The 14,087-nt window shown below is 57.0% G+C and carries 11 protein-coding genes; 8 read left to right on the forward strand and 3 right to left on the reverse strand.

The genetic code is table 11. The features are described 5' to 3' along the window. The first annotated feature begins 504 nt into the window (after positions 1 to 504). From JSS75_10505 to JSS75_10515, 3 genes are all read left to right on the forward strand, one after another. Positions 505 to 1,038: a T9SS type A sorting domain-containing protein gene (locus JSS75_10505; protein MBS1904125.1), complete on the forward strand. Its 534-nt coding sequence runs from the start codon at positions 505 to 507 to the stop codon at positions 1,036 to 1,038. An 810-nt stretch (positions 1,039 to 1,848) separates the two neighbouring features. Further along, positions 1,849 to 3,966, forward strand: coding sequence for an Rne/Rng family ribonuclease (locus JSS75_10510; protein MBS1904126.1), 2,118 nt, complete (start codon positions 1,849 to 1,851; stop codon positions 3,964 to 3,966). A 60-nt stretch (positions 3,967 to 4,026) separates the two neighbouring features. Next, entirely contained in the window at positions 4,027 to 4,593 is a 567-nt protein-coding gene (locus JSS75_10515; protein MBS1904127.1) for a hypothetical protein, read from the forward strand. A gap of 13 nt (positions 4,594 to 4,606) precedes the next feature. Here the strand turns inward: JSS75_10515 and JSS75_10520 are convergent, their stop codons facing one another. From JSS75_10520 to JSS75_10530, 3 genes are read right to left on the reverse strand one after another with little or no spacing between them, the layout of a single operon-like run. Beyond that, positions 4,607 to 7,501 carry a response regulator gene (locus JSS75_10520; GenBank protein MBS1904128.1) on the reverse strand — a complete coding sequence of 965 codons (2,895 nt, stop codon included), beginning with the start codon at positions 7,499 to 7,501 and terminating at the stop codon, positions 4,607 to 4,609. Continuing rightward, positions 7,502 to 9,982, reverse strand: coding sequence for a response regulator (locus JSS75_10525; GenBank protein ID MBS1904129.1), 2,481 nt, complete (start codon positions 9,980 to 9,982; stop codon positions 7,502 to 7,504). A 22-nt stretch (positions 9,983 to 10,004) separates the two neighbouring features. Further along, positions 10,005 to 10,499, reverse strand: coding sequence for a response regulator (locus JSS75_10530; GenBank protein MBS1904130.1), 495 nt, complete (start codon positions 10,497 to 10,499; stop codon positions 10,005 to 10,007). Between the two features lie 80 nt (positions 10,500 to 10,579). Between JSS75_10530 and JSS75_10535 the strand changes: the two genes are divergently transcribed. The 5 genes from JSS75_10535 to JSS75_10555 all read left to right on the forward strand — a co-directional run bounded on the left by JSS75_10535 (position 10,580) and on the right by JSS75_10555 (position 14,086). Continuing rightward, positions 10,580 to 11,092, forward strand: a complete 513-nt coding sequence (locus JSS75_10535; GenBank protein ID MBS1904131.1) for a hypothetical protein — start codon at positions 10,580 to 10,582, stop codon at positions 11,090 to 11,092. Between the two features lie 5 nt (positions 11,093 to 11,097). Further along, positions 11,098 to 11,679 (forward strand): NUDIX hydrolase, encoded by a 582-nt coding sequence (locus JSS75_10540; GenBank protein MBS1904132.1) that lies wholly within the window; start codon positions 11,098 to 11,100, stop codon positions 11,677 to 11,679. 260 nt (positions 11,680 to 11,939) lie between these two features. Then, entirely contained in the window at positions 11,940 to 12,725 is a 786-nt protein-coding gene (locus JSS75_10545; protein ID MBS1904133.1) for a ParA family protein, read from the forward strand. A 33-nt stretch (positions 12,726 to 12,758) separates the two neighbouring features. Next, on the forward strand, positions 12,759 to 13,703 hold the full coding sequence (locus tag JSS75_10550; GenBank protein ID MBS1904134.1) for a ParB/RepB/Spo0J family partition protein: 945 nt from the start codon (positions 12,759 to 12,761) through the stop codon (positions 13,701 to 13,703). Beyond that, positions 13,703 to 14,086, forward strand: coding sequence for a reactive intermediate/imine deaminase (locus JSS75_10555; protein MBS1904135.1), 384 nt, complete (start codon positions 13,703 to 13,705; stop codon positions 14,084 to 14,086). Before JSS75_10550 ends, JSS75_10555 begins: the two co-directional genes overlap by 1 nt. Position 14,087 lies beyond the last annotated feature (1 nt).

A 14,087-nucleotide genomic window follows, 5' to 3' on the forward strand; every position in this document is an offset into this window, starting at 1 on the left:
AGCCGGTTTTTTTTATAGTCCGGTATCAGTCGACCCCGGCTGCGAGTACTTCGTGCCTTCGGCACTCTGTTTTGACCAAGTATTGAATGCGCCAACTACAGGGGCGTTACGTATCTTTGTCTCTATGCAGGAGTTCAATGACAGCCCGATTTCTTGTGTGCGAAGAGTCCTAGTCCTCAGCCTATTGCTGATGATGTCCTGCACGGTAGCTCCTGCCATTGCGATCGCAAATACGGATTCCTGCTTTCAACTTCGCAAATGGCTTGGGTCGACCCGTCAACTCACGACCTGATCGTCCAACAGAACGACTCGCTAAGGGCATATGTGGAGTCCTGCGCAAGCAGCGACAATGGGTCCTATCGGGCATTTCCGCTCTTGGATGTTGATGTGCAGGAGATCGATCCAAACGATACTACAAGGTATGATCACTACCGTGATTGGCTCTTGTCCGTTCTCTATTTGAATACCACAAACCCGGACTACTTCTGCACGTGCGTACAATCTATGGCACGCACTTTCCCATACGGCCGATATCACATTCCAAATGCATCCTTATCCGTGATTCGATACTTGATCGATAATGCTCCATGCCACGATAGTTCACTCATTCCATTCTATGACCGGAGTGTTGCGCTTCGTCACCAGATGTGGCTGAGGGGTGACACTACTATTCCAGAGGACACAGCGCTTCCCTCCTTGGATTCCATCGGGCTCGATGCGGTTTTGCATCCGCCATCAGCCGTTCCGCTGCCCGGTACCGATGCACAGGTGCATCTTGCTTCCTTCACCGGATCTCCAAACCCGTTCACCAAGGAGACGGAGCTAACGTTCGTCCTGAACCGCATGACCTATGTAACACTGGCGATCTACGATGAACTGGGCCGGATGGTTTGGGGTGACGGGAAGGGCCGCTCGCTCGATGCGGGGACGCATACGATTCACATTGATGGCACCGGCTTGCCAAGCGGCACACTCTACGCCCGCATCTCGACCGGCTTCGGTGAGGTGAAAACGGTGAAGCTCGTGCATCAGGAGTAGTAACGAGTCTAAAGTAACGAGTGGGGTGGCTTCGGGAGGAGTCGCCCCGTTTTGTTTGGTGGTGGGCGAAAGAGCACGGACTAAGAGTCCGTGCCACCGCTCTTGGGAATACTGCGGCTGCGCGAAAGTGATTCTTGGGCTGGTGCCTCAGAATGACGGATGTGCGAACGGAGCCGGTACTCTTCGTTTTTACCGGACTTTTTCGGTGGTCTTCGTGTTACATCATCGTTATACCGAAAGAAGAGTTTCGTTGTAACACATTGATTTTATTAAAATAAGCCTGCTGCTTTCCGACCCGTGGGCTGTTCGTGCGTAGAGTTCAGCACACAGCATCCACAGGGGGCGAAAGAGAAGTTAGGGTTTTGAGGACTGCGGTACCACGATTCGATTTCGACCGTACCGCGCCGGAGATTTCCGTCCTGAATTCGTTATTGTGTACGTGTTGTTGCCCATCGTGATCGCTGCAGTAGTTCTCGGAGCCCTCCGAGCGGTCGCTGCCATCACTGTTACCACGCCTCTGCCTGCACCCGTTGCACCGAACGCCCCTGCGTCCGGATACCGGAGCGCGTCCGCACGTACCGACGAACGCGAGTTCATACTCCATTCCAGGACTACACCGCGAACATTGAGTTCCGCTTTCCGTTACCGACGGCGAAGCAGATGCGGCGACGCTCCTCCTCGAACCTGAATCCCCCCGGTACTTCTTCCACAGCAGGAATCGTGCTCACATACGCTATGGCGTTGTGATGCTCGCTCGTCTCGACGTTCGTGACGCGCAGCACACCATGCCGTACGTGAACCGTTACTGTTATGGTACATTTTCGTAAAGAGATCATTATCAATGCGCGCAACGAGAACGAGGTCCGCATTGCCATCACCGAACAGGGCCGACTCGTCGAGCTGTTCGTCGAGAATCCCGAGACTGTCCGCCACGTCGGCGAGATCTGGATGGGAAAGGTGGCAAAGGTTATCCCCGGCATGAACGCCGCATTCATCGATCTCGGACTCACACAAGACGCATTCCTCCACTTCTCCGATGTCGGCAATTCGTATGACGGCTCGATGTCGCTGCTCTCGAGCGAAGGCGCCGATATGCGCGACGACGATGACGAGTCGGAGGACGACGAATACGATGACGACGAAGAAGGGCCGCTGACCCCGCACGTCCGTGAGGCTCGCCCCGCACCGAAGGTCAGCCGCGCTCCGCGCAAGCCCTTCACGACGCTCGAAGTCCAGAACGTGGACATGACGCCGGGCCAGAATATCATGGTGCAGGTCACGCGCGAGGCATTTGCAAACAAGGGCGTCCGCGTCACAAGCCGTATTTCGCTTCCCGGTCGTTTCCTCGTGCTCGTTCCGTTCGAGCCGGGGATCGGTATCAGCAAGAAGGTCGCGTCGGTACGCGAACGCCGCCGCCTGCGCCGGATCATCCGTGCGCTCAAGCCGCGCGAGATGGGCGTGATCATCCGCACGGTTGCAGAGAACAAGGAAGAATCTGCACTGCGCGAGGACATCGAGAAGCTGCTTTCCCAATGGCGCGAGATCGAGAAGAAGATCAAGGAAAAGACGCCGCCGATGATTTTGTATCAGGAATCGAACATCACGACCACCGTGCTGCGCGATCTCTTCTCGAACGATATTACCCGTATCGTCGTCGACGACAAGAAGATGTATCAGGAGGTGCTCGACTATATTCAATGGTCTGCGCCGAACCTGGCCGGTGTGGTCGAACCATACAAAGGAAACGCTCCGCTCTTCGAACAAAAAGGCATCGAGCAGGAAATCGAAGGCCTCATGAGCAAGAAGGTCCCGCTGCCGAGCGGCGGATATCTGTTCATCGAAAAGACGGAAGCGATGGTCGTCATCGACGTCAACTCGGGCCGATACGCCGCACGACGAGAGCAAGAACTGAACTCGCTGAAGACCAATCTTGAAGCTGCTCGCGAAGCCGCGCGGCAATTACGACTGCGCGATATCGGCGGCATCATCGTTATCGACTTCATCGACATGCTCGATGATCGTAACAACAAGAAAGTGTATGACGAGATGAAGAAGGAGCTTCGCCGCGACCGGGCGAAGTCGAGCGTGTTGCCGCTGACCGATTTCGGTCTGATGCAGATCACGCGTCAGCGCGTGCGTCAGGCCATCGGCGATACACTGAGCGATCAGTGTCCCGCCTGCGGCGGCACCGGACTTGTCGTCGGCGCTTCGACAGTCATGCACCAGATCGAACGCTGGCTCGACCGCTACTCGACCGAGAGCGACCGCGCCCCGCTCGTATTGCGTGTGCATCCGACGGTACACGAAGAGTTGAATACCGGCTTCATCTCGAAGCTTCGTAAACTGGCCTGGAAATTCAAAGTCCGGCTGAAGTCGCGTCTCGACGACGAGATGCGCGCCGACGAATACAAATTCTCTCGCGCATCCGATAACAAGGATATCACCAACCAGTATATCGGACCTCGCCCGGATTCTCCGGCCGACACCGAAGAGTCGACACCGACCTCACCGGCAACACCGAAACGTCGTGACCGCCGTGAGGGCGATCGCCGCGGAAACGGACGCGGCGGCGATCGTCGCCGTGACAGCGGCGGACGCCGTCCCGAGGGACGAAGCGATCGCGGCGAAGGACGCCCAGAGCGTCAGGAGCCGCGCGGCGAACGTCCGGAGCGCGGTTCCCAAGAGCCTCGCGGTGACCGAGGTGAACCCCGTGGTGAGGGTCATGGAGACGGTGCGCGTCGCAGAAACCCACGTCGACGCGGAAGCGGTGGCGGCGGCAATCGTGGCGAAGGCGGACAAGGCCAGCCGCAACAAGGCGGCGAGAATCGCAACCGCCCGCCACAGCAACGCCGCGAAGATCGAGGCCCGCGCCTCGAACCAGGCGGCCCGCGACCGATGGACGGCGGTGATCAGCACATGATGGAGTAAATGATCGGTGCAGAGGGCCCTTGCGGCCCTCTGTTGTTATTGAACTGACCTTTCTACAACGTGAACTCACGTCTCAAAAACGCGCTCTACGTCATTGTCCCGCTGCTGGTGCTCGTCTGGGTGGTGGGGCACGAATTCTTTTGGCGATACGAATCGCTCGACCTGACCGAGCGTATTCAGCTTGCCGACCATGCAGGCCGACCGTGCACGCTCGTCGTCCGACAAACAAGCAGTACGAAAGTCGATACCGCACGTCGCACGTTCGTCGATATGAAACAGGGACTCACGCAATGCAGCATCTGGCTCGAAGGATCGCGTGACACATTCCACACGACGGCGGAAGGACGCTACTTTTCGGAGTTTCGTACGCTGAAGATCGCAACCGATTCGTCGCTGCAAGCGATGCTCATCCCAAACTCCGAACACGGGCTTGCTCCGGGTTGGGGAAGTTTGGTGTACCTGACGCCAACGGATTCGCTTCGCGTGTTGCAGATCATCAACGCGAACATCGGTGATGTTGACAAAGACGGTGCGTTCGAGTTACTCGATACGGCCGTACGCTCCTGGACCAAACTCGAACCCGCATCCGGCAAGTGGGTACCGATCACGGTGAAGGTACAGCCGTAGCCGACCGCAGCGGTCAAAGACGTATTCGTAATTCCGCGATCGCGCCGTCGCACTCCCGCTCGAGCGCAGCGAAGTCGTTCGAGATCGCATTCACATCTACGCCGTTTCCACACGCCTGCTCGATGGACTCCGCGAGCGAAGCGCCGTGCGCCATTCCCATGAACTTGAACTGCGGCTTGAGCGCGTGAACTGTGCGCCGGGCGAGATCGAGATCGTTTGCCGCAAGCGCTGCGCCGATGCGCTGCATCTGCGTCGGTGTGTTCTCGACGAACATGCGAATATATTTGCGCATCTGATCTTCTTCTCCACCGGTGAATTCGGTGAGGAATGATAGATCGATGATAGAGAACGAGTTTGGCTCGTGCGAGATAGGTAACTCGGCGGTGGTTGCTCGGCTTCTATTCGAAGGTGCATATATCTCCTGGAGCGCACCGAGGAGTTCGCTCCGACGAAACGGCTTCGGTACGTACCCATTCATCCCCGCTGCAAGACAATGGTCAATGTCACCACGGATGACACTGGCAGTCAGTGCGACGATGGGCGTATTCTTTACCGGCCCATCGAGCGAACGGATGCGTCGCGTCGCCTCGATACCGTCCATCTCCGGCATCTGCACATCCATCAGGATCACATCGAATCGCGAACGCTGCGACTCGGATAGAGCTTCGGCGCCATTGGTGGCAGTGACGATCTGGGCATCGGGCACGAGGTGATGCACGGTGTCGATGAGTACGAGCCGGTTGTATTCATTATCTTCTGCAAGGAGGATCCGAATGCCCGAAAGCGAACGTGGGTCGTAATCAGTTTCTGATGCATTCTCGACAAGATCTTCCTCGTGACCGATCGCCAGTGGCATCGTGAACGAGAATTTTGAACCAGTGCCGACGGTACTTTCGACCGAGATGTCGCCGCCGGCAAGTTCGACAAGCGTCTTCGAAATCGACAATCCGAGTCCGGTACCGCCGTATGTACGAGACGTGTGGCTTTCAGCTTGTTTGAACGACTCGAACACCGTCGAGAGCTTATCGGGCGCAATGCCAATGCCGGTATCGCGCACGCTGAAACGAAGCAACGCTCCGAGCTCGGTGCTTCTGAGCACCGATACACCGATCGTTACCGAACCCTTCTGGGTGAACTTAATCGCGTTGCCGACAAGATTGAGAAGGATCTGCGACAATCTCCCCGGATCGCCGACGAGGACGGGCGGGACGTCGGCTTCGATCTGCGATGTGAGCTGCAACCCCTTCTCTTCGGCTTTGATACGCATGATGTCGGCCACATACGTGATCCGCTCACGCACTCGGAACGGGATACGCTCGAGCTCCATCTTTCCTTCTTTAAGCTTGGAGAGATCGAGAATATCGTTGATAATTACGAGCAAGTGTTCGCTAGAACGTTTGATGGCGCTCAAGTACTCGTTTTGCTTTGGCGAATGCTCGGTATCGAGCAGTAGCGACGTCAGGCCCATCACCGCATTCATCGGTGTGCGGATCTCATGGCTCATGTTCGCGAGGAATTGCTTCTCATACTGTTCGCTGCGTTCGGCGCGCTCTTTGGCTTCCCGAAGCGAATCGCTCAGGCGTTTCTTGCGTCGGTTGTTGCGCATCAGTACCAAGCCGAACGCAGCCAACACGATCGTGCCACCGAGCGATGAATACAAGATGGTCTCGCGGTTACGAAGCTCTTTCGCCTGCTCTCCAATCTGCTTTTCTTTCTCGGCCGTGCGATACCGCGCCTGCATTTCGGTCAGCATACGCGCACGGTCGCTATTGAAGATCGAATCGCGCAGCGATGACCACTCCCTCAAATAACGGTATCCTTCCTCATCGTTGCCGATCGCGTGATAATACTCAGCAAGTTCTCGAAGCGCTTGGACAAGATCTCGTCGAGCCCCTCCCTCCCTGCAAACTCGTACCGCACGATGCAGATAGTACGATGCGCTGTCGTACTGTCGCAACCGTCTGAACAACGCGCCAACACATGCATAACAACGTCCTGCGGCTGCAGTCGTGGAATCGCCGGTCGCCCGGTGGATTGCGACCGCAGAGCGGTAATAGAAGAGTGCGCTGTCATTGAGCCCCCGGAGTTCGAAGCAACGCGCAATGTTTGCGGTGCTCCGTTGGAGCATCAGGCCACCGTGCCCCTGCCAGATCGCGACAGCACGCCGAAAGCCCAACTCTGCGCTATCGAGATACGGGCCGTTCTTCGGGTGAAAGAAGTCCGTGTCGAGGTAGATCAGACCGATGTTATTCTCCATCGCCGCGATCCCGCTCGAGTCGTTGAGCCGATATGACTCTGTCAGGCCAAGCCGCAAATAGTGTAGGGCGTTGGGATAGTCTTTTTGATCGAAGTACAGTGTGCCGAGACCGTTGTATGCGGCTGGTAACATGTTCTGAAGGTGCGCGGCCTGCACCAGCTTGAGTACCCGAAAATGCATGTCGACCGACTCGCGGTAATTCCCCTGTTCGTTGTCGTTCCACGCAAGCGCCTGAAGCACTTGCGCCATCGCAGCGGTGTCCTTGCGACGCTCAGCCGCACGGTAGATCCGATCTGAAATTGCGCGAGCGCTATCGTACTGACCTTTACTAGAGTACCAGTCGATCATAAACTGTTCGATCCCATCGATCCGCTGCTGATTCTTCGCGCGGGCAGCATACGTGCGAGCCTGGTCTACGTACCGGAGCGATCGCGGACCATCGACTTCAAAGAACAGTGTAGCGAGTAACGCATAATGATCCGCGATTGTCGTGTCGTCCTTCAACGAAGGAATGATCCGCAGGAGAGAGTCTGCGACGATCTCGCGTCGGGCCGGAGTGCGATCGATCTGCGGCAACTGCTGCGCGCGCAGCGCATCGGCGCCGACGACGAGCGCAATTCCGATGCCGAGTATCAGCAGGGTGCGTTGCATCTATGCCGTTCGAGACTGGGTAAATCGGGCAAGCGCTTCGAGCAGTTCCTCCCGCTTGAATGGCTTCGGCACATAGGCGTTCATGCCGGCAGCGAGGCATTGCTCAATGTCGCCTTTGACAATGCTGGCGGTGAGTGCAATGATGGGCACTGCGCGACGTCGCTCCTCAGTAAGCAAGCGAATGCGGCGCGTCGCCTCGAGGCCGTCCATCACGGGCATCTGAACGTCCATCAGCACGATGTCGTACGAGCCGGACTCCGCGAGCCGAACGGCTTCGAGACCATTGTCCGCCACATCAATACTCACATTGCCGATCAGATGTTTGAGCGTATCGACAAGGACAATCTGGTTATACTCGTTATCTTCTGCGAGTAGTACGCGCAACCCGGCTAGCGCAGCAGCGCTGACGGCCTGCGTCGGTGCGACCGACTCAGCTTCGTCGGTCGCCAGCGGAAATTGCACAGCGAACGAGAAGACCGAGCCTTGGCCGGGAGTACTCTGCACTCGTATCGTACTGCCCATCAACTCGACCAGCGTTTTCGAAATCGAGAGTCCGAGCCCCGTCCCCCCGAACTTGCGGGTAATCCCTGCCTCCGCCTGCTTGAACGAGTCGAAGATCGCCGCCTGCTGCTGCGGTGCGATGCCGATGCCGGTATCGGTGACTGCGAATTCGATCGTAGCTGTATCGTCCGTTCGTTCGAGCAGTCGGACCGAGACGCCGACCGAGCCGCGCTCGGTGAACTTGATCGCATTGCCAACGAGATTCAACAGCACCTGTGTCAGTCTGCCCGGATCGGCAAGTACGGCGTGCGGCAACAGTTCGTCGAGCGTCGCAGCGAGCGCAATGCCTTTATCGGAGGCTTTGTACTGCATTGTCCGGAGCACTTTGCTGACGACATCGCGAAGACGTGTCGGGACGGCTTCGAGCTCCATCTTCCCTTCGCGCAATTTCGAGACGTCGAGAATGTCGTTGATGATCACGAGCAGATTCTCGGATGACGTCTTCATCGCTTCGAGGTACTCTCGCTGCTTCGGCGTGGTCTCGGTATCGAGCAGCAGTGTGGTCATTCCGAGCACCGCATTCATCGGCGTGCGGATCTCGTGGCTCATGTTCGCCAGAAACTGCTGCTCGTATCGTTCGCTCTCTTCGGCTCTCGCGGTCGCTTGTTCAAGCTCATGATTCGCCCGCTGCTGCTGGCGGTTGGTGCGGACCATCAACACGACGAATGCAGCGATGACGAGACCAAGCCCAAGTGCGCCATAATTCATCATCCCTTGGGTCCGTAACGCTTCCCCCTGTTCGGCGAGCTGTTTCTCTTTTTGTGACGACTGATAGAGCCCATCGATATTCGCAAGCATCCGCGCTTTTTCCGCACTGAAGAGTGAATCATGGAGCACACCCGCGCGGTCAAGCAACTCATACGCCTTGCCGAAGTCGCCCATCGTCGCGTACGCCCCGCTGAGCTGGCTATACACGTTATCGATCACACGACGATTGGTCGTGTTCTTGAGCATCGCCTCGGTCGCACGCAGGTAGCTCAGTGCACTGTCCATCCGGCCGTTCGAGCGGAAGAGATCCGAGAGCTCGATCATCGCCTGTGCGAGAAAACTGATCCGCCCTTCGTCGCCGCATGTACGAAACCCTTCGATCGCACGCCGGTAATAATAGAAGGCGCTGTCCTGCTCGTGCTTGCGATTGAACGCCTGGGCCAAGAGGAAGTAGCCTTGTGCGTGTTGCTCGCCTGCGGGCAAGCCGGCGACAGCACGCAAGCCGAGACGCGTATAGTAGAGCGCCGAATCCATCGCCGCAGATTCGGTGATCGAGCTATCAGCGCCGCTCATGAAATAGCCAGCCATGTTCTGTGCGCTGACAGCCATACCGTCCGGATTGTGGATCGCAGAGTACAGTCGGTACGCTTCGCGCGAGAACCCATGTGCACGAAGATGATCGCCTTGATCGCTGAATACGCAGCTCAGGTCCGTATTCGATTTCCCCATCTGGAATGTATCACGGGCGTGGGTACTGAGATCGAGCTCTCTGTAAAAATTCTCCAACGCCTCCTTGAGGTGCCCTTGCTCGAGTTCGATATCGCCGAGCATCCCGTAGCCGAACGCGCTGACCCGGGCATCACTGTGACGATCGCCAATGTCGATGGCCTTTTGGGCATAGGTCTTGGCCAGATCGTAGTTGCCGGCCAAGTGAGCAGACATCGAGAAATGCACTTCGATCATCCCGAGGCGTCGGCTATCGAGATGTCCGCTGCGCAAGGTACCCAACCGCTCAAGGTCAGACGCAGCGGCTGCAGAATCTATGCCGCGTTCGAGGTCGAGCAGTTGCGAGAGAATATCGAACCGGGCCGTATCGGTATTTGCACCGGGGAGCGCACGGCGAAGGCTGTCGATCCGAGGGTTACGCTGTGCGTGCAGAACCGACGGCAGCACCAGAAGCAGGACAAGTGCGATGCATGGGCGGGCTCGCATCTTCCGGGGAAAAAGTGTATCGTTAACTAAAGCGCAGATAGATCATGTAGGCGATCATCAGGAACAGCAGCACCCAAACGACCGTACTCATGGTTTTTTGGAAGCCGTGCGATTTCTTCAGCTCGTTATACGAGAGCAAACTGCCGATCGCGAGCTCGAGCTTCTGAAAGGCCGTCTCGTTCTTGACGATGTAATCGCGAGCACCGTACTTGATCGTGTTCGTCGCAACTTCCATCCGGTCCTGGCTGCTGAGGAAGATGATGGGCAGTTGCGGGTAGCGCTCGCGAAGCTTCGTCAGCACCTGAATGCCATTCATTGCATCGGCTTTGACGCTATCGAGCTGGTAATCGAGGATCACCAGATCCGGCGCAAGTGAAAGCGTGGAAAGGGCGTCCTCGCCGGTGTTGTAGATCTCGACCTCCGTGCCGGGAAATTTCTTCCGTAACATGTCGGCGATCATCTCGCACATGGTCGGGTCGTCGTCAATGGCTACGATGCGAAGGGTAAGCGCGCTCATAGGAATGAAAATGTGACGCCAAGGATAACTCAATTTCGCATTGAAGGTTCCGGGCAGCAAATAGCGGTATTTTTGTCATCATGCTGCACCTATTATCGATCGAAGGGATCACCTATGTGTACTGGGCGTCGCTGTACATGCACCTGTTCAGTGCCGTGGCCTGGTTGGGTGGAATATTGTTTCTGACTGGCGTTTCGAGGCCGATCTTCGAATTCTACAAAGGCTCTCAGTACCAGCTACAACAGGAGCTCAAAGAGCGCTTCCTTGGGTTCTCGTGGATGCTTGCGATCACGACGGCTGTGACCGGGACGATTATCATCCTGTGGTCCACTCGCTTCCTCTTCTTCAATTTTTCATCGTTGTGGCTGGTGCTTGCACACCTGAAGATTCTCGGTTTCCTGCTCTTAGCGGGCGCAACGTTCATTCTGCGATCGAGCTACCGTGAACTTCGCTCGGCGCGGGCCGAAACCATCGAAGGCGAAGACCTCTCGCCGCGCGAGATCATCCTCTGGCGTGTGCGCGTCATCGAGCAGATCGAAGTATGGCTCGCGATCCTGATCCTGCTCACGGTTTCACTCATGCAGATCAACTAACGGTTGTGGCACATCGTCGGCGCAGCAGCCTCCCACCGTGGCGGACACTCGAAGAACACGAGGTCTTTCATACACGCATTTTCGATCTTGATGCTGCACGCCGCCGTGAAGACGAGACCGGCAACGAAGGCGAATTCTATATCCTGCGCTCTCCGAACTGGATCAATGTCGTCGCGATCACAACAGCAGGTATGCTTGTCCTGGTCGATCAATTTCGGCATGGCACCGAGCATTTCGAGCTCGAGATCGTCGGCGGCATCGTCAACCCGGACGAGTCGAGCATCGACGCCGCATTACGAGAACTGCGCGAAGAAACTGGCTACGTCGTAACGGCGGAAAGCCATATCGAATGTATCGGTTCAGTCCTGCCGAACCCGGCATTCCTCGATAACCGCTGCGATACGATCCTCGTCACGCAGGTCGAACGCCGAGCCGATGTCGAGTTCGACGAACACGAGAACATTGCTGTCGTACTCGAACCCATAACCCGTATGCACGAACTGGTTCGAAGCGGCGAGATTACGCATTCGCTTGTCATCAATGCGTTCTATTGGTACGATCTCTGGCGTAAGAATAATAAAGGGTAAATAGGCCATCTGCCGCACTACTTCCCCACAGAATGCGTATGACACAGCATGAAATGTCTGTGACGCCGTCATTCTGAGCAACGCGAAGAATCCCGTTGGCGGAGCCTCACTGGGTTTCATCGAGGGATTCTTCGCTTCGCTCAGAATGACAGATGACAAGGTGTTCAAACCTGGTCACAACCGGCAAAACTGACATTCAATTTTTCCCCCCTGTCCTGCGTTATGATACGACTTATCCGAACAATCGGGATCGTATACCCTTGGGAAAGATCATTACCATAGCGAACCAGAAAGGCGGCGTCGGAAAGACGACGACGGCGGTCAACCTTGCGGCTGCATTGGCCCATAGCGGGTTTCGGACCCTGTTGGTCGATATCGACGCACAGGCAAATGCAACGAGCGGGCTCGGGATCGACCCAAAACCGCTTACCAAGACCATCTACGAGGTGCTTGTCGGGAAAGAGCAACCGGCAAGTGTGATCCTTGCGTCGAATATTGCAAACCTCTCCGTCTTGCCGTCGCATATTAATCTTGTCGGTGCCGAGATTGAGCTGATCGATATGGAAGATCGCGAGCATGTCATGAAACGCGCGCTCGCGCAGATCAGCGGCCAGTACGATTACATTCTGATCGACTGCCCGCCGTCGTTGAGCCTGCTGACGCTCAATGCGCTTGCAGCGAGCAACAGCGTGCTGATCCCCGTGCAATGTGAATATTACGCCCTCGAAGGTCTTGGGCAGCTCTTGAATACGATCAATATCGTCAAGAAGCACCTGAACCCGCCGCTCGATATCGAAGGCGTGCTCCTGACCATGTACGATGCTCGGTTGCGGTTGTCCAATCAGGTGGTTGGCGAAGTACAGCGATATTTCGATCAAAAAGTGTTCAAGGTCGTCATCTCGCGCAACGTGCGGCTTTCGGAAGCGCCGAGCCACGGCATGCCGGTCTCGAGCTACGATGCGGCAAGCACCGGGGCGAAACAATATGCGGATCTTGCGCGCGAAGTGATCGATCGCAACCCAACGATCAAGCCGCGCGTGGCCTGAATGTAAGTGTCATCATCCCCCTCAGAAGTCACTATGTCTAAGACCAAATTCTCACTCGGCAAAGGCCTTTCGGCGCTGATCCCGACGGCTGACAGCGACGCCACCGCCGCACTCGAATCACCCGATGTAGCCTCGAAGCTCGGCTCGGTCGCGATGGTCGCACTTTCCGAGATCGCGCCGAACCCGCAGCAACCCAGGCAGGACTTCGAGCCCGAAGCGCTCGGCGAACTCGTCGAGTCGATCCGCAGCCACGGCATCATCCAGCCCGTGACCATCCGCCGCAAACCGAGCGGCGGGTACGAACTCATCTCCGGCGAACGTCGTGTCCGCGCAGCTCGCATTGCAGGTCTGTCCGAGATCCCGGCATATGTGATCGAAGTCGACACCGACCGCCGAATGCTCGAGCTTGCGATTGTCGAAAACGTCCAGCGCGCGAACCTCAACCCGATCGAAGAAGCGGAATCCTATCGCCGGCTGATCGAGGAGTGCGGACTGCGTCAAGATGAAGTTGCCGAACGCATTGCACGTGACCGCACGACGGTCTCGAATTTCCTGCGCTTGCTGAAGCTGCCGATCGAGATCCAGGAATCGCTGCGCAAAGGCGAGCTCGGCATGGGTCATGCGAAGGCGATTCTCGCAATAGCCGACCCTGCGTACCAAGTGGCGCTCTGGCGTACCGCCGTCACCGAGAGCTACTCCGTGCGTCGCCTCGAAGAACTTGCCCGAAAGGCCGCCTCCGAGCAAGGCGCAAGCGGCAACGCCGGACGCAAGCGCGTCGGCCGCCCGATGAAGGAACAAGCCGCCGACGGACAGAACGAGGCCGTCGTCCCCATGGAATCGTCGTTGAAACAAAAGCTTCAAACACAGGTACGTATTCGTATGAAGAACGAGACGCAGGGCGAGATCGCCCTCGAGTTCTACTCTCTCGACGATCTCGAACGAATCGCGGACCTACTCTTATCGCTCGACGTACAGTAATGATCGAACATATCCAGACTTCGAACGCACCCGCGCCGATCGGCCCCTACTCGCAAGCCGTGCATACCGGCACCTTGCTGTTTTGCTCCGGCCAGATCGCGCTCGATCCTGCAACCGGCCAGATGGTGACGTCCTCGATCGAAGAGGAAACGCGCCTCGTACTGCGCAATCTTGTCGCGGTGCTCGAAGCCGGCGGCGCGTCGGCTGCAAGCGTTGTCAAGACAACGATCTTCCTGACGAACATGGCCGATTTCCCTGCCGTCAATGCGCTCTACGAAGAAGTGTTCGGCGCGTCGAAGCCTGCCAGAAGCACGATCGCCGTCGCGGCCCTGCCGAAAGCCGGACGCATCGAGATCGAAGCTATCGCCGTCGTTCGCTCATAAT

The organism is Bacteroidota bacterium, from assembly GCA_018266755.1.
Lineage (GTDB): Bacteria > Bacteroidota > Ignavibacteria > Palsa-1295 > Palsa-1295 > JAFDZW01.